This window comes from Bradyrhizobium sp. 2S1, from assembly GCF_011516625.5.
Lineage (GTDB): Bacteria > Pseudomonadota > Alphaproteobacteria > Rhizobiales > Xanthobacteraceae > Bradyrhizobium > Bradyrhizobium septentrionale.
The window spans coordinates 6,570,571-6,589,256 of sequence record NZ_CP147717.1 but is presented as its reverse complement, the minus strand read 5'-3'; the positions used below and the strand labels follow the sequence as shown (position 1 = coordinate 6,589,256).

At 65.0% G+C, this 18,686-nt stretch carries 14 protein-coding genes and 3 pseudogenes; 3 read left to right on the top strand and 14 right to left on the bottom strand.

The features are described from left to right. Positions 1-92: 92 nt before the first annotated feature. From HAP54_RS30975 to HAP54_RS30965, 3 genes and pseudogenes are all read right to left on the bottom strand, one after another. Positions 93-482 (bottom strand): hypothetical protein, encoded by a 390-nt coding sequence (locus HAP54_RS30975; protein ID WP_224742085.1) that lies wholly within the window; start codon positions 480-482, stop codon positions 93-95. Positions 483-528: 46 nt separating this feature from the next. After that, positions 529-846 (bottom strand): annotated as a pseudogene (locus HAP54_RS30970) (alpha/beta hydrolase); the annotation flags it as partial. A 70-nt stretch (positions 847-916) separates the two neighbouring features. Further along, positions 917-1,411, bottom strand: coding sequence for a MarR family winged helix-turn-helix transcriptional regulator (locus HAP54_RS30965; RefSeq protein WP_166293941.1), 495 nt, complete (start codon positions 1,409-1,411; stop codon positions 917-919). A gap of 293 nt (positions 1,412-1,704) precedes the next feature. On the opposite strand from HAP54_RS30965, the gene HAP54_RS30960 reads away from it, so the two are divergent. Then, positions 1,705-2,871, top strand: a complete 1,167-nt coding sequence (locus HAP54_RS30960; protein ID WP_166293939.1) for an ABC transporter substrate-binding protein — start codon at positions 1,705-1,707, stop codon at positions 2,869-2,871. Positions 2,872-2,952: 81 nt separating this feature from the next. After that, a pseudogene (locus HAP54_RS30955) lies at positions 2,953-3,404 on the top strand (cupin domain-containing protein). A gap of 174 nt (positions 3,405-3,578) precedes the next feature. Here the strand turns inward: HAP54_RS30955 and HAP54_RS30950 are convergent. The 10 genes and pseudogenes from HAP54_RS30950 to HAP54_RS30905 form a co-directional block, all read right to left on the bottom strand. Beyond that, positions 3,579-4,821, bottom strand: a pseudogene (locus tag HAP54_RS30950) (flavin-dependent oxidoreductase). A gap of 284 nt (positions 4,822-5,105) precedes the next feature. After that, positions 5,106-5,504, bottom strand: coding sequence for a RidA family protein (locus tag HAP54_RS30945; RefSeq protein ID WP_166293937.1), 399 nt, complete (start codon positions 5,502-5,504; stop codon positions 5,106-5,108). 1 nt (position 5,505) lies between these two features. Then, positions 5,506-6,345: an enoyl-CoA hydratase family protein gene (locus tag HAP54_RS30940; RefSeq protein WP_175619245.1), complete on the bottom strand. Its 840-nt coding sequence runs from the start codon at positions 6,343-6,345 to the stop codon at positions 5,506-5,508. 11 nt (positions 6,346-6,356) lie between these two features. Next, positions 6,357-7,136: an SDR family NAD(P)-dependent oxidoreductase gene (locus tag HAP54_RS30935; RefSeq protein ID WP_166293933.1), complete on the bottom strand. Its 780-nt coding sequence runs from the start codon at positions 7,134-7,136 to the stop codon at positions 6,357-6,359. Then, positions 7,133-9,448, bottom strand: a complete 2,316-nt coding sequence (locus HAP54_RS30930) for a bifunctional salicylyl-CoA 5-hydroxylase/oxidoreductase (protein ID WP_166293931.1) — start codon at positions 9,446-9,448, stop codon at positions 7,133-7,135. The genes HAP54_RS30935 and HAP54_RS30930 overlap by 4 nt, the downstream gene beginning before the upstream one ends. A gap of 504 nt (positions 9,449-9,952) precedes the next feature. Next, positions 9,953-11,491, bottom strand: a complete 1,539-nt coding sequence (locus HAP54_RS30925) for a sugar ABC transporter ATP-binding protein (RefSeq protein ID WP_224741712.1) — start codon at positions 11,489-11,491, stop codon at positions 9,953-9,955. Then, complete coding sequence (locus HAP54_RS30920; RefSeq protein ID WP_166293929.1) at positions 11,488-12,609, bottom strand: SMP-30/gluconolactonase/LRE family protein; 1,122 nt, start codon at positions 12,607-12,609, stop codon at positions 11,488-11,490. Before HAP54_RS30920 ends, HAP54_RS30925 begins: the two co-directional genes overlap by 4 nt. Further along, on the bottom strand, positions 12,609-14,747 hold the full coding sequence (locus tag HAP54_RS30915; protein ID WP_166293928.1) for an ABC transporter permease subunit: 2,139 nt from the start codon (positions 14,745-14,747) through the stop codon (positions 12,609-12,611). The genes HAP54_RS30920 and HAP54_RS30915 overlap by 1 nt, the downstream gene beginning before the upstream one ends. A gap of 159 nt (positions 14,748-14,906) precedes the next feature. Further along, positions 14,907-15,929: a sugar ABC transporter substrate-binding protein gene (locus HAP54_RS30910; protein ID WP_166293926.1), complete on the bottom strand. Its 1,023-nt coding sequence runs from the start codon at positions 15,927-15,929 to the stop codon at positions 14,907-14,909. A gap of 97 nt (positions 15,930-16,026) precedes the next feature. Next, on the bottom strand, positions 16,027-17,052 hold the full coding sequence (locus tag HAP54_RS30905) for an ABC transporter permease (RefSeq protein ID WP_224741713.1): 1,026 nt from the start codon (positions 17,050-17,052) through the stop codon (positions 16,027-16,029). A gap of 91 nt (positions 17,053-17,143) precedes the next feature. Here HAP54_RS30905 and HAP54_RS30900 point away from each other — a divergent pair, with 91 nt between their 5' ends. Next, the gene (locus tag HAP54_RS30900; protein ID WP_166293924.1) at positions 17,144-18,139 is read left to right on the top strand and encodes a LysR family transcriptional regulator; all 996 of its coding nucleotides are present in this window, start codon (positions 17,144-17,146) and stop codon (positions 18,137-18,139) included. 5 nt (positions 18,140-18,144) lie between these two features. Here the strand turns inward: HAP54_RS30900 and HAP54_RS30895 are convergent, their stop codons facing one another. Continuing rightward, positions 18,145-18,672 (bottom strand): VOC family protein, encoded by a 528-nt coding sequence (locus HAP54_RS30895; RefSeq protein WP_166293922.1) that lies wholly within the window; start codon positions 18,670-18,672, stop codon positions 18,145-18,147. Positions 18,673-18,686: the final 14 nt, after the last annotated feature.

Genomic DNA, 18,686 nt, shown 5'->3' with positions numbered 1-18,686 from the left:
CCCGGCAGCGTTCCAATCGCCAATCATTTTATACTTAAAATAATTTGGCGCAAGGGTGGAAATCGCGCGGAATAGCCGGCGATCCCCGAACCTCAGATCTGCCTGAGCTGCGTCAGCCGCGCGACCATCGCCGATCCCGGGTCGGCAAGCGGTGCGATCGCGGTGAAATGATTGGCATCGGTCACGACGTCGAACTGCGTTGCCACGCCCGCTTTGCCCCAGACGTCGACGATGGTCCGGCTCTGCCGATGATATTCACTGCTCTCATTGCCGCCGACGACGGCATCGAGCGTCGCGCCCGCGGGCGCTTTCCAGAACAGCGGGCTCGCCGACCTTGCCGCGGCGCGGTCGAGGCCGAGCGCCTTGTTGACGGAGGTGCCGACCAGCGGCTCGAGATCGAACAGGCCGGAGATCGCGTAAGCAGCCCTGACCAGGTTCTTCGGCAGCGTCGCGTCGTAGGCCGGCCAATCGGTCGCGAGCATGCATGCATGCGGCAAGATGTCCGCCCGCCGAATGCCCCGACACGATCAACGGCCGGCCGAGCTTCGTCAGTTCGCGTGACGCCCCGCGCATCTCCTCGATGATATCGCCGACCGAGACGTTGGGGCAGAGATCGTAGCTCGGCACCGCGACGCTGATGCCGTGGCCATTGAGGCCGCGCGCGCAGTGGCTCGATGACGAACCGTCGAGCGCCTGCCAGTAGCCGCCATGGATGAAGACGACGAGTGGCCGGTCACGATCGGCTTCGAACAGGTCGATGACGTTGCGGCTGCCCGGACCATAGGTCAGCCGCCGCGGCGGGTGCTGCTCGCGATAGGCCGCAGAGTCCCTCGCCCAGCCGGCCATCAGCGCCGGATTTTCCGGCACCCGCGCCCGGTTGTTGTACTCGACCTCATAATCGATGTCGGTCACGGCGCTACGCCGTCCTTGCCTTGGCGGCGCGCTGCGCCGAGCCCTTTGCCTTGGCGAGCAGCCGCATCAGTTCGCGGATGTCCTTCGGCGAGAGGTCGCCGAAGATATCGGCGATCCATTTCTCGTGCTCGGTCGCCATCTTGCGGAATTCGGCCCGCCCGAGCTTGGTCAGCCGGATGAACTGCACGCGGCGGTCCGTCTCCGAGGTGCGGCGATCGAGATGGCCCGATTCGACCAGGCGCTCGACCAGTCCGGTGACGTTGCCGTTCGACACCATCATCCGCTTCGACAGGTCCGACAGCGTCATGCCGTCGGATACCTTGTCGAGCTGGGCCATCAGGTCGAAGCGCGGCAGCGTGACGTCGAACTTCTCGCGCAGCCGGCTGCGCACCTCGCCTTCGATCAGCGTGGTGCAGGTCAGCAGCCGCAGCCACAGCCTGAGCTCGGTGCCGTGATCGTCGGGCAGTTCGACGGCTTTGGTTTCGGAATCAAGGATCATGCGGCGATCGCGCCTCTACAGCGGGTTCCGGTCGGACCGATTGCTTTGAGCTTCAAGCAATTCGCCTCGCCCCGCAAGGACAAATGCGAATCTTGCCTGCTACATCAGGCCGATCCTGCAATTTCTTTAAACTTCAAGCAATTGGCGCGGCGCTTGCATGTGCGGCGAGTGGATGCTGCGCGACGATCGCCCTGACACGATGCCGCATCGCTTGCAGCGGTCGCGCGCGTCGGACTAAGCTGAGGCCAAACAAGTTGAAGCCGAGGCATCGAGCCAGGGGTTGGGGGAGTGAGATGAAGCAATTGACGAAGCTCGCGGGATTGGCGGCGCTGCTGGGTATCGCAGACACCCCGGCGGCCGCGCAGGAGAAGATCAAGATCGGCGTGCTGGTGACGACCTCGGGGCCGGCCGCCGCGCTCGGCCAGCAGGTCCGCGACGGCTTTGCGCTCGCGATCAAGGACCTCGGCGGCAAGATGGCCGGCCGCGATGTCGAGATCGTCAACGCCGACGACGAGCTCAAGCCCGACGGCGCCGTGGTCAAGGTGCGCGGCCTGCTCGAGCGCGACAAGGTTGATTTCGTGGTCGGCCCGATCTTCTCCAATATCCTGCAGGCGATCCACCGCCCGGTCACCGACAGCAAGACCTTCCTGATCAGCCCGAATGCGGGCCCGTCCAGCTACGCCGGCAAGGAGTGCAACCCGTTCTTCTATGTGACGTCGTACCAGAACGATCAGGTGCACGAGATCCTCGGCAAGGTGGCGCAGGACCGCGGCTACAAGCGCGTCTATTTGCTGGTGCCGAACTATCAGGCCGGCCGCGACTCCGTCGCCGGCTTCAAGCTCGATTACAAGGGCGAGGTCGTCGAGGAATCCTACACGCCGCTGAACACGCTGGATTTCCAGCCCGAGCTCTCCAAGATCGCCTCGCTGAAGCCGGACGCGCTGTTCACCTTCATGCCGGGCGGCATGGGCGTGAACCTCGTGAAGCAGTACAAGCAGGCCGGCGCGACGGTGCCGGTGCTCTCGGCCTTCACCGTCGACGAATCCACTCTCCCTGCGCAGCAGGACGCAGCGGTCGGCATGTTCGGCGGCGCGAACTGGGCGCCGAACCTGGACAATCCGCAAAGCAAGAAGTTCGTCGCGGCCTATGAGGCGGCCTACAACGGCGTGCCCGGCACCTATGCGATGCAGGCTTATGACGCGGCGCTGTTGATCGACAGCGCGGTCAAGGCGGTGAAGGGCGACCTCTCCAACAAAGACGCGGTCGCGGCGGCGCTGAAGAAAGCGGATTTCACTTCGCTGCGCGGTAACTTCAAGTTCAACACCAACGGCTATCCGATCCAGGATTTCTACCTCACCAAGGTCGCGAAGCGGCCGGACGGCAAATTCCAGACCGAGATCGTCGAAAAAGTGTTCTCGAACTATGGCGACCGCTACGCCAAGGACTGCGCCTCCAAGTGAATCACTCAAAGTGTTTTCAAGCGAAGTGGACACCGGTTCGCGAGAAGAAAACGCGCCAAACAAAGCGAGGGAAACATGACGATGAAAGACGAGATCGCCGGCATCACCCGCGCCAATGAGGGCATCCAGGGCATTTCCTGGAGCATCCTTGGCCAAACCTACGTGCCGAAGAGCCGCACCGAGCATTCGTTCTCCTGGCACGCCACCTTTCCGCCGGCACCTTCGTGCCTCCGCATATCCATCCCGACCAGGACGAGTACCTCTACATCCTCGAGGGCAAGCTCGACTTCATGCTCGACGGCGCCGACGAGTCAGCCACCCCTGGTGATCTGGTGCGCCTGCCCATGGGCAAGCCTCACGGCATCTTCAACAAGTCGCAGCAGCCGGCCAAGACGCTGTTCTGGGTGTCGCCGACGCGGAGGCTCTACGACCTGTTCTGGGCGATCCACAACATGAAAGAACAGAACCCGGATGACGTGGTGCGGCTCGCCGCCGAACACAACATCCACTTCCTACCGCCGCCTCCGGCGTAGCACCGGCGCCGGTACTCTCTCCCGTCATCCTGAGGAGCCGCGAAGCGGCGTCTCGAAGGATGCACGGCCCGGCTGGTGGCCGTCGACCCTTCGAGACGGCCGCGTTGCGGCCTCCTCAGGGTGACGGATCGGAAGTTGCCGCCTCACCATGAGGAGCAATCGTCTCGCCTCGACCTACTGCCGCGCCACCACGCGCGCGGCGAAGCCGGCCTTCGCCGCATAGCCGCGCACGATCGCTTCGCGCGCCTCGTAATTGAGGATGGTGTCGACGTCGGTAAATCCCTGCGGCGCGAGTTGCTCGACGGCGTCGATCAACACCCTCCGGACCGCCGCGGCGGTTGGAGGCGACGATGTCGGCGGTCATCGGCAGCCGCTGCCGCTCATAGCCGGCCAGCGCCTGGCGCGGATGTTAGGCCCGCGCCAGCGCATCAGCAAGGCAGCGCGCATCGAGGATGGCCTGCGAGGCGCCGTTCGAGCCGACCGGATACATCGGATGCGCGGCGTCGCCGAGCAGCGTGACGCGGCCGCTCGACCAGTACGGCAGCGGATCGCGGTCGCAGCACGGATACTCCCAGAACTCCGGCGTGGCCTTGATCAGGCCGGCGAAGTCGACCTGCGGGATCGTGAAACCAGTGACATAGGGCATCATCTCGTCGCGCCGGCCGAGATTGGACCAGCCCTCGCGGCGCGGCGGCGGCGAGGAGCCGTCGCCGATCCGCACCAGCACCGCCCAGTTGGTGAGGCGGCTTGCCGGGCTCGAGCCCGGCGCGATCGGATAGATCACGGCCTTGGCGTTCAGCCCGCCGGCGATGATCATCGAGCGTCCGGTCAGGAAGGCCGGCCAATCGGTGGCGCCGCGCCACAGCATCAGTCCGTTCCAGCACGGCCCGCCTTCATCCGGAAACAGCATCTCGCGCACCTTGGAGTGGATGCCGTCGGCGCCGATCAGAATGTCGCCGCGCGCGGTGTGCACATGGCTGCCGGCGCGGTCGAAGAAATGGGCCGAGACGCCGCCCTCGTCCTGCGTGAACGAGCCGAGCCGGCAGCCGGTGCGGATCGCGTCCGCGCCAAGACGGTCGATCACGGCCTGATGGATGACGCCCTGCAGGCGGCCGCGATGAACAGAGAATTGCGGCACGTCGTGGCCGGCATCGAGCCCGCGCTTCTCATGCCAGACCTGCTGCCCATGCCGCGTCAGATAGAACAGCTCAAAGGTGCGGATCGCGACGTCGTCGAGCTTGTCGAGCAAGCCAAGCCCCGCCAGTTCGCGGATCGCATGCGGCAGCGTGTTGATGCCGACACCGAGCTCGCGGATCGTCTCCGACTGCTCATACAGCTCGCAACTGATGCCGCGCGAGCGCAGCATCAACGCAGCGGTGAGGCCTCCGATTCCACCTCCGACGATAATCGCCTTCATCGTCCTTTACTCCACTCACAACAGGAGGTTTTTACGCTTGCGCCTAGGGTCGCACGGCCGCTTGGCTGGCCGCAAGCAGGTTTGCCGCCCCGAACTCGGGCTGGCCCGCGATGATTGGGCTTAAGCTTAACATTGCTTCAGCGTACTCCAATCTATTCCCGTCACCCTGAGGTGCGAGCACAGCGAGCCTCGAAGGGTCGACGGCCGCCAGCCGGGCCGTGCATCCTTCGAGACGCCGCTTCGCGGCTCCTCAGGATGACGGATTACTCTGAGGCCTATTCCCCTCAATCCGGCAGCACCGCTATCGCCTGGATCTCCACTTTGGCGCGATCCTCGATCAGGCCGGCAACCTGGACGGCGGTCATCGCCGGAAAGCTCCGACCGATCACGTCGCGATAGACCACGCCGATCTCCTTCAGCCGCGCGGAATATTCCTTGCGATCGAGGAGGTACCAGGTCATCGACACGATGTGCTCCGGCCCGGCCCCGCCGGCGGCGGCGGCGACCGCGACGATGTTGCGCAGGGTCTGCGCGATCTGCGCCACCAGATCGTCGGTCTCGAACACGCATTGCCCGTTCCAGCCGATCTGGCCCGCGATGAATATCTGCTTGCCGCGCGCGGCCATGCCGTTGGCGTAGCCGATCGGCTTCGCCCATCCGTCCGGTTGCAGGATCTCGATCATCTCAATTGCCCTCGAAGGCCGGTTTCTGCTTGGCGGCGAAGGCTTCGAAGGCGCGGCGGAAATCGCCGGTCACCATGCAGATCGCCTGCGCCTGCGCCTCCGACTCGATCATCTCGTCGACGCCCATCGCCCATTCCTGGTTGAACATCGTCTTCGTCACGCCATGCGCGAACCACGGTCCATCGGCGAGCGAGCGCGCCAGCTCCTGCGCGGCGGCAGCGAGTTCGGCCGGCGGCACCAGGCGGTTGTGAAAGCCCCACGCAAACCCCTCCTCGGCGCTCATCGCCCGGCCGGTGTAGAGCAGATCGGCAGCATGGCCCTGCCCGATCACCCGCGGCAACAGCCCGCAGGCGCCCATGTCGGCGCCGGCCAGGCCGACGCGGGTGAACAGGAATGCGGTCTTGGCCTGCGGCGTCGCGAGCCGCAGGTCGGACGCCAGCGCCAGCATCGCGCCGGCGCCGGCGCAGATGCCGTCGATCGCGGCGACGATGATCTGCGGGCATTTGCGCATCGCCCGCACCACCTCGCCGGTCATCCGGGTGAAGGCGAGCAGATCCGGCATCGCCATCCGCGTCAACGGCTCGATGATCTCGAACACGTCGCCACCGGAGCAGAAATTGCCCTCGGCGCCGGTCAGCACGATGGTCCGGACATCGGAGGCATATTTGAGATTGGTGAAGAGATCGCGCAGCTCTTCGTAGGACTCGAAGGTCAGCGGGTTCTTCTTGTCCGGCCGGTTCAGCGTGATGGTGGCGACACGGCCGCTCTCATCAGTCGACCAGCGGAAGTGTATCGCAGGATAATCCTTGAACGGCCGGAGCTTTGCTTTCATCTCGGACATGATGTGTTCCTTCACCCGGTAAGGACTTCGCCGCCGGCGACCGCGACGGCTTGTCCGTTGATTGACGATGCAGTCTCGGACGCCAGCCAGAGGATGGTGTCGGCGACCTCCTCCGGCGTGACCAGCCGCTGCATCGGATTGACTTTTGCCAGCGCCGCGCGCGCCTCCTGCTCGCTGCGTCCGGTCTTGGCGACGATGTTCGCGGCGGCATCGGCCACCAGCGGCGTGTCGGTATAGCCGGGGCAGACCGCATTCACGGTGACGCCGCGCCGGGCATATTCCAGCGCCAGCGAGCGCGTCAGGCCGACGACGCCGTGCTTGGCCGCGACATAGGCGGACACATAGGCGTAGCCGGTCAGACCTGCGGTCGAGGCCACGTTGATCACCCGCCCGCGGCCGCGCTGCGCCATCCCCGGCAGCACCGCCTGCGTCACCAGGAACACGCTGGAAAGATTGCTCGCCAGCATGTCCGCCCACAGCGCCGCGTTGGTCTTGTCGAACGGCGCGCTGGCGGCCTTGCCGGCATTGTTGACGAGGATATCGATCGGGCCGGCCGCGGCTTCGATCTGCGCGACACCCTTGGTCACCGCCGCTTCATCGGTCACGTCGATCGCAACAACAGCGCCGGTGTTCTTGCCGAGCAACGCCGCCGTCGCCTTCAGCGCGTCGATCCGGCGTCCGGCGATGCTGACGCGCACGCCGGCTGTTGCGAGCGCGACCGCTGTTGCGGCGCCGATGCCGGAACCGGCACCGGTGACCAGCGCATGCGCATTGGGCCAGAACCGTGTCATGGCTTCACTCCTGCGGCTGCGCGTTCGAGATTGGCTTCGTATTGCGACTTGCCCGACTGATACTGCTTCGGCCAGGCGATCTGCTTGACGCCGATCTTCGCGGCCTCGTGCAGCGTCCAGGCCGGATCGGCGAGATGCGGCCGCGCAATGGCGCAGAGATCGGCGCGGCCGGCGGCGATGATCGAATTGGCATGGTCCGCTTCCGAGATCGCACCGACCGCGATGGTGGCGATGCCGACCTCGTTGCGGATCTTGTCGGCGAACGGCGTCTGGTACAGCCGGCCATAGATGGGATGGTCGTCGGCCCAGACCTGGCCCGACGAACAATCGATCAGATCCGCGCCCGCTCCCTTGAACAGTTTTGCGAATTCGAGCGCATCCTCGGGCGTGTTGCCGCCCTCGGCCCAGTCGTGACAGGACAGGCGGACCGACATCGGCTTGTCCTCCGGCCACACCGCGCGGATGGCGCGGAACAGCTCCAGCGGATAACGCGCGCGGTTCGCGATCGATCCGCCGTAGCCGTCGGTGCGGCGGTTGGTCAGCGGCGAGAGGAAGCTCGACAGCAGATAGCCGTGGGCGCAGTGCAGCTCCAGAATATCGAAGCCCGCGCTCGCGGCGCGCCTGGCCGCTGCGACGAACTGCTCGCGCACCTCGTCCATCTCGGCGCGGCTCATCGGCTCCGGCACCTGACCGTCGGGCAGATAAGGCACTGACGAGGCCGACACCAGCGGCCAGTTATGGTCCGGCAGCGGCTCGTCCATGCCCTCCCAGGCAACCCGGGTCGAGCCCTTGCGGCCGGCATGGCCGAGCTGGATGCCGATCTTGGCCCCCGAATTGCGATGCACGAAATCGACGATACGCTTGTAAGCCGCCGCCTGTTCGTCGTTCCACAGGCCGCAGCAGCCCGGGGTGATCCGCGCCTCCGGCGAAACGCAGGTCATCTCGGTGAACAACAGGCCGGCGCCGCCGAGCGCGCGGGAGCCGAAATGCACCAGATGAAAATCGTTCGGCACGCCCTCCTCGGCCGAATACATCGCCATCGGCGAGACGATGATCCGGTTGGTAAGCGAAAGCCCGCGAATCTGGAACGGCGTCAGCATCGGCGGCGTGACGCGCTCGTTGGTGGCAGGCACGCCGCTCCGCTCCGCGAACCAGCGCTCGTAGCCTTCTAGCCACGCTTTGTCGCGCAGCCTTAAGTTCTCGTGGCTGATGCGCTGCGAGCGGGTCAGCAGCGAATACATGAACTGCTCCGGCTCCAGCGTATCGGCATAGCGCGAGCCGACCACCTCGAACCATTCCATCGCGTTGCGCGCGGCGTTCTGGATCCGCGCCACATCAACCCGGCGCAGCTCTTCATACGCCTTCAGCACCGCCGGAATGCTGTCCCTGACAGCGCCGTGGTTCTTGAACTGATTGGTCAGCTCGATCGCGTCTTCCAGCGCGAGCTTGGTACCCGAGCCGATCGCGAAATGCGCGGTGTGGGCGGCATCGCCCATCAGCACGACATGGCTGTTGCCGTTGAACGCGGTCCATTTGCCGCAGATCAGCCGCGGGAACGACAGCCAGGCCGAGCCGCGCAGATGCCGCGCGTTGGAGACCAGATGATGGCCCTCGAGGATTTCCGCGAACACGTTTTCGCAGAACGCGATGGATTCGCCCTGCTCCATCTTGTCGAGGCCGTGGGCGAGATACGCCTCCTCGGTGGTCTCGACGATGAAGGTCGCCGCGCCGTCCTCGAATTTGTAAATGTGCGCTTGGAACCAGCCGTGCTCGGTCTTCCGGAAGTCGAAGGTGAAGGCGTCGAACGGCCTGACGGTGCCGAGCCAGATATAGCGGTTCGGCCGCATCAGCATGTCGGGCTGGAAGGTCTCGGTGTACTTGGTGCGGACCTTTGAGTTCACGCCGTCGCACGCCACGATCAGATCGGCGTCGGGAAACTCGAGATCGGAGTTCACCTCGCGCTCGAAAATCAGCTCGACACCGAGTTCCTCGGCCCGCGCCTGCAGGATGTTGAGCAGCCGCTTGCGGCCGATGCCGACGAAGCCGTGGCCGGTGGTGCGCATCCGCCGGCCCTTGATCAGGACCTCGATGTCATCCCAATGGTTGAAGGCCTGCTCGATCGTGTCAGCGGTGACCGGGTCCCATTTGCGCATGTTGTCCATGGTCGCATCCGAGAACACCACGCCGAACCCGAAGGTGTCGTAGGGCCGGTTGCGCTCGACCACGGAAATGACGTGCGCGGGATCCAGCATCTTCATCAGAATGCCGAAGTAGAGCCCGGCCGGCCCGCCTCCAATGCAAACGATGCGCATGGCGTTCTCCCGTTGGCTTCGGCGGATCGGGGTGCGGACGAGGTGCGGTCCCCTGGAACCGAGGAGGCATATTATTTTATACTTAAAATAATTGTCAAGAGCGGCTTGAGCCGGGCGCACAACAGTCGTCCCTGCGAAAGCAGGGACCCATAACCCCAGGCCCTTGTTGTTGAAATGGACTGTGGCCCCAGCGCTGCAAACCAAAAGCACTCGGTGGCTATGGGTCCCTGCTTTCGCAGGGACGACACCGAATTTGTTGCACGGGCGGTGACTCACGCACCCGTATGCTCGCGGCGCGATGCGCCCGAGGTTTGCGTTCTGGTATCAACAGGTCTTGCCGGGTTGCCCGTCGGGTTAGTTTGTTGCAGCGCTCCCGACATCATTCCGGGTGCTGTAGCGCGGATTAGCCGAAGGCGTAATCCGCCGTTCGCGACGGCACGAGAAGATGGCGGATTACGCTGCGCTAATCCGCCCTACGCATCTCGCCCGGACCGCATCACGACCTCAATGCACCGCCGCGTACAAGATCTTGTCCTGCGTCGCGTCCGCGGCGTCGAATTCGGCGGCGATGCGGCCGGTGCGGGCGACCAGGATGCGGTCGGACACCGCGAGGATCTCCGGCAGATATGACGAGATCACCACCACCGCCTTGCCCTCGTCGGCGAGACGGCGGATTTCGCCGTGGATGTGCGGGATGGTGCCGACGTCGACGCCGCGCGTCGGTTCGTCGAAGAAGATGATCGACGGCTCCTGCACCAGCGTCTTCGCCAGCACCACCTTCTGCTGGTTGCCGCCGGACAGCTCGACGATCCGCGCCTTGCGTTGCAGCGCGCTGATCTTGAGCCGCTCGACCCAGTAGTTGGCGAGCTTGCTGCGCCTGGCGCGCGACAGCAGGAAACTCCAGCCCTTCCTCGTGGCGAGGCTGCCGATATAGACGTTGTCGTCGACCACCATGGTCTCGAAGAAGCCGTTGGCCTTGCGATCCTCGGTGATGTAGGCGATGCCGTCATTGATCGCCTGCCGCGGCACACGGTAGCGGATCGGTTTGCCGCGCAGCCGGATGGTGCCGCCATTGACCAGATTGCGCTTCAACGCGCCGTAGATGATCTTTGCAATCTCGGTGCGGCCGGAGCCGATCAGGCCGGCGATGCCGACCACCTCGCCGGCATAGACCGAGAACGACATGTTCTTGACCGCCATGCCCATAGTGACGTTCTCGACCGTCAGCACCTTCTCGCGGCGCTGATGGGTCTTCTCCTTGCGGCCGTAGACCGCCTGCGCCACCTCGCGCCCGACCATGTGCTGCACCAGCGCGTCGCGGGTGAGCTGCTTGGCGGGCGCCGTGATCACCAGCTTGCCGTCGCGCAGCACGGTGATGCGGTTGGCGATCTGCAGCGATTCCTCCAGCGCATGCGAGATGTAGATGATCGAGACGCCGCGGGCGCGCAGGTCGCGCACCAGATGGAAGAAGTGGACGATCTCCTCCGGCGTCAGCGACGCGGTCGGCTCGTCGAAGATGATGATGCGCGCCTTGTTGTAGATCGCGCGCGCGATCTCCACCATCTGCTTCTTGGCGGTGCCGAGCAGCGCCACCGGCGTTGCCGGATCGACGTGGAAGTTGAGCGACTGCAGCAGCTGCTGGGCCTGGATGTTCAGGGTGCGGAAGCGCGTCAGCAGCTTTTCGTTGCCGAGCTCGATGTTCTGCGCCGCCGTCATGGTCGGCACCAGGCTGGTCTCCTGATAGACCATGCAGATGCCGGCATCGAGCGCGTCGCGCGGCTGCTCGAAATTGGCAGGCTTGCCGTCGAGCAGATAGTCGCCGGAGGTGAGATTGATCGCGCCCGCGATCGCCTTGCATAGCGTCGACTTGCCGGCGCCGTTCTCGCCAACCAGCGCGTGCACCTCGCCGGGATAGAGATCGAAATTGACGCCCTCGATGGCGTGAACGCCGCCATAGATTTTCGAGCCGCTAGTGATCCGCAGCACCGGCTCGCGGGTTGCGGACTGGGGCGCGGTCGTGGCCTGCATCACGCCGTCATTCATCGCAGCTCTCCCGTATAGCGCAGCAGCCGTCCGGCGCCGCGCGCGGCGATCACGACGCCCGAGGGCGTGGCGCAGGCGGCAGTGATGCCGTGGAAGCGGCCGCCGGCGCGGCTGTGCAGGCTGTCGCTGGCCTCGCCATCGGCATCGAGATGCACCAGCAGGCCATAGGAGCGCGGCGGCGCCCAGGGCTTCTGGATGCCGAGCGCCTTGACGCTGCCGATCTGCATCGGCTCCAGGCAATCGCTGCCGCCGGTGAGCGCCGGCGCCACCCAGTAATCCGGCGGCATCGTCGCCATCATCTCCTCGCGGAAATCGTCTTCCTTGAGCACGAACTCGATCAGATGCGTGCGGCGCGCGAACATGCCGAGCAGCAGGCCACCATGGCCATCCGGATGCAGCCGCGCCGGATAGCCCGGCATATTGGCGGCGACGGTCTCGCGCGGGCCAAGTCCGTCACCGGCAAGCGCGAAGCGGCTGAGCCGATGCGCCCAGCTCTCCGTGAGCCACAGGCTCTTGCCGTCGTCCGAAACGCTGACGCCATAGGGATACGCCAGGTCGCGCAGCAGCACCTGCGGATTGTCGAGGCCGGCACCGCAGCTCACGAGGCGGCCATTGGCGCGCTTTTCCATCAAATCATGCCGCCACTCGCCTGGGCGGCGGCCGGCGCTGCCTTCGACGGCATAGATGCGGCCATCGGGCGCCGCCGTCACCGACAACAGCCCGGTCAGCGCGCTGCCGCCGGCAGCCTCCAGCCAGCGCGGATCGGGCTTTGCCGGATCGATCGCGGCTAGCCCCCTGCCCGCGACGCAGACCAGCAGGCGGCCGTCCGGATGCAGCGCCAGCCCGCCGGCATCGTCCTCGAACTCGGCGACAACAGTGCGGGTCGAGAGATCGTTGCCACTGAGCTTCAGCACCTGCCTTCCGGCGGAGACATAGACCGCGCCGTCGCCGGCCGCGATAACGTCGTCGATGCCGGGCAGCGGCTCGCCAATCGGCACGGCGGCGTCGAGCCGGTCGTTCGGGCTCATCGCGCCGTCGAGCGGCGGGATCGCGTTCTGGCCACCGTCGCGGTCGATGACGCTTCTGATGTCGCGCAGCAGATGATCGAAAAATCCCATTATTTCGCCACCCTGCTCTTTGCGCCCCAATACGCATCGTAGCCAGTCCAGCTGTCGTCGACGCCGTCGAGCTTGATGCGGCCGATCCGGTTGTTCTCGAGCCCGCCGAGATAGAGATAGCCCTCGTGCTCGCGCATCGAGGTCAACGTTGAATGCGAGATGCCGGTCGGGTCCCACCACGACTCCAGCGCCTCACCCTGCTCGTTGAACTTCAGCACGCAGCCATGGTTGAGCGCCGGCGCCAGCCACTCGTCGGTCGGCACCTGCTTGACCATGCGCAGCCGGAAGCCGGGTTTTCGCGCGGCAAGGTCGAACGTCGGCGTGCGGATGCCGACCAGTGCCAGCCAATAGGTGCCGTCGGAGGCGCGGTTGATGTTGTCGGGGTTGCCCGGCAGTTCGTCCATCAGCACTTCGGTCTTGCCCTTGTTCGGCCCCTCGATCCAGTGGCGGAACACCTTGCACAGCGAGGTCGACGCGATCAGGATCGACCTGCCGTCATGCGAGACGCAGATCCCGTTCGGAAAATAGAAGTGGTTGATCACGGTGCGCGTGGTCTTGGTCGCCGGGTCGTAGCAGACCACGCGACCGTTCGGCCGGCCCTCGAGAATGTCGAGGGTGTTGGTGGTCATCTCGTAGCGCGTGGTGCAGTCGCTGAAATAGATCTTGCCGTCGGGCGCGATGTCGAGGTCGTCGGCCATGCGCAGCCGGGAATCGTCGTTCAGCTTGTACCAGGTACGGTTGGTCTCGTCGGTGACCTTGAAGATGCCGCCATCGGGCGCGACGCCGTAGACGCCCATGCCGGCGACCGCGACGATCAGATTCTCGTCGCGATCGAACTGCATGCCGAGCGGCCGCCCGCCGATATGGGCGAACACCTCGCGGGTCTTGAAGTCGGGCCCGGAGAAGCGGATCACGTTGCCGTCGCGGGTCGAGCCGTAGAGCCGGCCCTGGCGGTCGAGGATGACATCCTCGGGCCCCTCGACCTGGTCGACGCCGATCGCCTGCGCGTTGATCAGCCGGTCGTTCTGCGCGTAGGGCGATGTCGCGCCGGGCTGCACCGCCGGCGCCGAGGCCAGCGGCACGAAGGCCGGGTTGACATAAATCTTCTGGATCGCCTTGCCGCGGTTCTTCGACCATTTGACGTCGATGCCAACGGCGGCGAGCAGGATCATGCCGGTCACTGCCGAGGTGACGTAGCCCGGGATGCCCATGCGCACGAGGCCGTTGATCAGAAGGAAGATGATCAGCGCGCCAATCATCGCCCGCCACACCGTGCCCTTGCCGCCGGCCAGCGACACGCCGCCCAGCACCACGGCGGTGAGCGCCTGGAACTCCCAGCCGACGCCGGTGGTGGAATCCGTCGAAGCCTGGCGTGCAGCGTAGAAGATTCCGCTCGCCGCGCACAGCGTGCCCGACAGCACATAGGTCATGAACAGCATCAGGCGGACGCGGATGCCGGCGTGGCGCGCCGCCTTGCGGCTGGCGCCGATCGCGGTGAGATGCCAGCCATAGCGCGAGCGCGACAGGAAGATGTGGCAGATCAGGAGCACCACGAACAGCGTCGCCGCATTGATGGGAATGCCGAGCACGCTGCCGCCGCCGACGAAGTCCCAGGCGTCGCTCTCGACCGAGTTGGTCGCGAACACCTGGGCATAGCTGGTGTTGAGCAGATTGACCGAGGCGCGCAGGATGATCAGCGTCACCAGCGTGGTCAGGAACGGCCGCGTCTTCAGGAAGCCGATCAGGAAGCCGTTGATGCTGCCGAGCAGCGCGCCGACCAGAAGCGTCGCCGGAATGGCCAGCCCAACCGGCCATTCGCGCACCAGCAGGAAATACAGCGCCGCAAAATTGCACAGCGCGAAGATGGCGCCGACGGAAAGGTCGATGCCGCCGGTGACCAGGCAGAAGCCCATCGCAAGCGCGACGAAGCCGAATTCGGCGAACAGCCGCAGCAGCGAGACCGAGTTCTGCACCGAGGCGTAGTCGGGAATGGTGAGCGCGAAATAGGTCCACAGCCCGATCATCACGGTGAAGGGAACCACCGGCTCGAACCACTGCTTGAGCAACAGCTCCGACAGCAGGAGCCGGGGTGAGAAGCGCCGCACCGATGCGGCAAAGGAATCGACAGCCATCGACATCGTCAAAGCACTCCCTCGATCATGATGTGAGAACTCCCATCGTGATCTCGTTCTCTTATTGAGCATGATCTTTCGGAAAACCGGCTTCCACTTTTCCTGATCATGCTTGTGATACAGCCGGCGCGGGAATGCCCCCCGCGCCGGCTGTCTCGCGCCTTGTTAGTTTTTCTTGGGTAGCGCGAAGCAGTTGGCGCCCGAGGCGTTCGACTTGTCGAGCCAGATCGGCCGCGTGTAGTAGACGAGATTGCGCCCGCCCGGCTTCTCGCCGGATACCAGCAGGGTTTCGGCGGCGAACATCAGGTCATGGCCCTGCTCGGTCGCCTTGTAGCTCAGGAACTTGTAGAAATTGCCCGAATTGACCTGGTCGCAATCGAGCTGCGAGCCTTCACCCGAGGCGAACACCTTGACGTCGTCGATCTTGCCGGCGTTGCGGATCGCCTGCGCCGCGCCCGACTCCATGATGCCCCAGAAGCCGATCGAGGCGCACAGGTCAGGATGCTGCTGGATCACGGTTGCGGTGACATTGAGCGCGGTGTTGGCGTCCCAGTTGGCGGCCTGGTTCGAGACCACCTTGATGTTGGGATCCTTGTTCAGGACCTCCATGATGCCGCCGACCTGGTCGACGCTGGCGGCCGCGGTCAGTTCGCCCTGCACGATCTGGACCTTGCCCGACTTGCCGGAGCCGGTGCCGCAGGCCTTCACGGTCTCGCTCGCGAGCATCTTGCCGATCTCGCGCCAGTCGGCGCCGACAAAGGCGCCGGACTTGTAGTTCGAGGACATGTTGATCTGGATCACATGCGTGCCCTGGCTTTCGGCGCGCTTGAGGTCCTTCATCAACAGCGTGACGCTCGGATTCTGCACGATCAGCACGTCGGGCTTCTGGTCGACCAGCGCGGTCAGCGCCTGCTGCATCGCCGACGGATTGTTGTTGGGATCGCGCACGACGTATTTCATGCCGCGCCACTCGGCCTCTTCCTGCACCACCCGGCCCCATTCGTCGGACAGCGGCACGCCGAGCGCGATCGGCAGATAGGCGATCGTCTTGCCCTGCAGCGCCTTGTCGTAGACGGCGCGCAGCTCGCGCGCGGTCTTGGTGCCTTCCTCCTGCGCGGGTGCCGCAAACGGCATCGCGGCCAGCGTCGCGCCGGCGAGCAGGATCGTCCAGAACTTGGTCGTCTTCATCGTCTCCTCCACACAAAATTCTTTTGATTGATTGGGAATTGTTCTGATTGATTGGCGCGAGGGGCGCGCTCAATCGCCTTGTTTCAGTCGCCTTCCTTTAGTCGCCCTGCCGCGCGGTCTCCTCGTCGCGAGGATGCAGCCAGTTGTCGAGCACGATGGCAGCCAGCAGCACCACGCCCTTGACGATGTTCTGCACCTCGCTGTTGACATCCATGATGGTGAAGGCATTGAGCAGCGTGCCGATCAGGACGCAGCCGACCACGACGCTGAACACGCTGCCGCGGCCGCCGATCAGGCTGATGCCGCCGATCACGACGACCAGCACGACGTCGAAGATCATGGTGCCCTGGGTGATCGCCATCTGCATGCTGCCCGTGGTGCCGACCCAGACCAGGCCTGCAATCCAGGCGAGCAGTGCAACCAGCACGTGCTCGAGCACAATCAGCGGCCGCAGCGGGACGCCGGTCAGCCGTGCGGCCTCCGGATTGTCGCCCTGCGCATAGATGAAGCGGCCGATCGAGGTGCGCGACAGGAACAGATGCATCGCGATCGCGCAGACCGCGAACACCAGGATCGGAACCGGGATGCCGAACAGCCGTCCGGCGCCGAGATACATCAGGCCCGGCGCATCCTTCGGCGCATAGACCACCCAGGCCGGCGCGATCCAGAACGCAAGGCCATAGATCACGAAGCCCGCCGCCAGCGTCACGAACAGCGCCGGCGCCTCGACGAAGGCGACCATCACGCCGTTGACGACGCCGATCAGGACCGCAATCGCCAACGCCAGCAGCACTGCCGTGAAAACAGGCATGCCGTTCTGCATCTCGATCAGCGCGATCGCCCAGGAACCCGCCATGATCGCGACCTCGGAGAGGTCGATGCCGCGGCTGATCACGATCAGCCCCATGCCGAGGCCGAGCACGCCGAGGATGGAAATACTCCGCAACAGATTCAGGAGGTTGGAGACGGTGGCAAAGCCGTTCAGCGTCAGGCCGAACACGACCAGAAGCGCGATCGTGATCAGGAGCACGATTTGCTCCTGGCTCGGCTTTGCGAACATTGTGCCCGAGCGAGATGATGCCGCAGGGACAGCAACGCCGCGCGATGGCGATTGCACGCTCATCGTTTCCTCCAGGTATTATTTTGCTTGAGACTTTAAGAGTGCCGACTAGTATTCGTCAAATGCATTCGACGGATACGGGTAGATCATTTCTATGCATGTACGCGACGTCGACCTGAACCTGTTCGTGGTGTTCGACGCGATCTATTCCGAGGGCGGCGTCAGCCGGGCCTGCTTTCGCCTCAATCTGACGCAGCCCGCGGTGAGCCATGCGCTGGGCCGGCTGCGCGCGATGTTCAACGATCCGCTGTTCGTGCGCCGCAACCACGTGATGACGCCGACGCCGCTTGCACGCCAGATCATCACCACGGTGCGCCAGGCACTCAACGGCCTTGAGACGACGCTGCCCCACACCCACCGCTTCGATCCGGCGAAGACGCCCAAGCGGTTCGTGATCGGTCTGCGCAACAATCTCGAGGCGCCGATGCTGAGCGCGCTGATCAACCGGATCAGCACGGTGGCGCCGCTGGTCGAGATCGCGACCGTGCGCAGCGAGCGCAACAATCTGGAGCGCGAGCTTGCCGCCGGCACGCTGGATGTCGCGATCGATACGCTGCTGCCGCTCTCGACGGAGGTGCGGCGCGAGCAGATCCTGACCGAACATATCGCGGTGTTCGCGCGGCGCGGCCATCGCGAACTCGGCACAAGGCTCGACAAGAAGGCGTATCTGCGCATGGAGCATGTTTGCGTGACGTCGCGGCGCAGCGGCCTGTCGTTCGAGGATTTCCAGTTCCAGCGCCTCGGCCTGACGCGTACCGTTCGCCTGACCTGCCAGAATTTCGCGACCGCCTGCCACGTCGTGAGCCGCAGCAACATGCTGCTGACGGCGTCGGAAAGCGCAGCCTCCGTGCTGGAGGATCCCGGGCTGTTGCAGTGCTTCCCCTGCCCGTTCCCGATCAGCCCGCACGTCAATTATCTCTACTGGCATGCCACCGCCGAGGGCGACACCACCAATCAATGGCTGCGCGAGCAGCTGCGCGCCGCCGCTTCGCTGCTGGCGGGCAGCCGTTTCAGCAAGAAGAACCGGCGCGCGGCCAAAACGCGCCCCAAGGTCGGCATCCCGGTGCCGACCAGCCTCGCCGCGGAATAGCCGCGTCAGCCCACCACGCGGATTGGGTCCGAGCCGTCCCAAGTCGCGGCCACGGTCCTGATCTTCTCGAAGAACCGCCCCTTCGATCCCGAGATGTCTGAGATCTCGATCACGGTGCCGGCGTGGCCGGCGGTGTCGAAATAGGCGAAGCGTCCGTTGGGGCCGCCGATCTGGCCTTCATGACCGATCGTGAAGCCTGCCGCGATGGCGCGCTCGTAGAGCGACTGGTAGTCCGTGCTCCAGTACGACATGTGCTGCAGGCCCTCGCCGTGGCGCGCCAGAAAATCCAGATACATCGACGGCGCGTCGTTGCGCTGTTGGATCAGCTCGATCTGCAGATCGCCGGAATTGGCCAGCGCGATCGACATCTCGACCGCGGAGTCCACGCCGCGATAGCGGAACCAGTCGACCTTGACCGAGGGGATCAGGAAGAATGGCCCGACCCGCAGCGTCTCGGTCCAGAACTCCAGCGCCGCATCGATGTCGCGAACGACGTAGCCGTTCTGACAGACCTTGCCGAACAATGCACTCATGCGCCCTCCCCGCC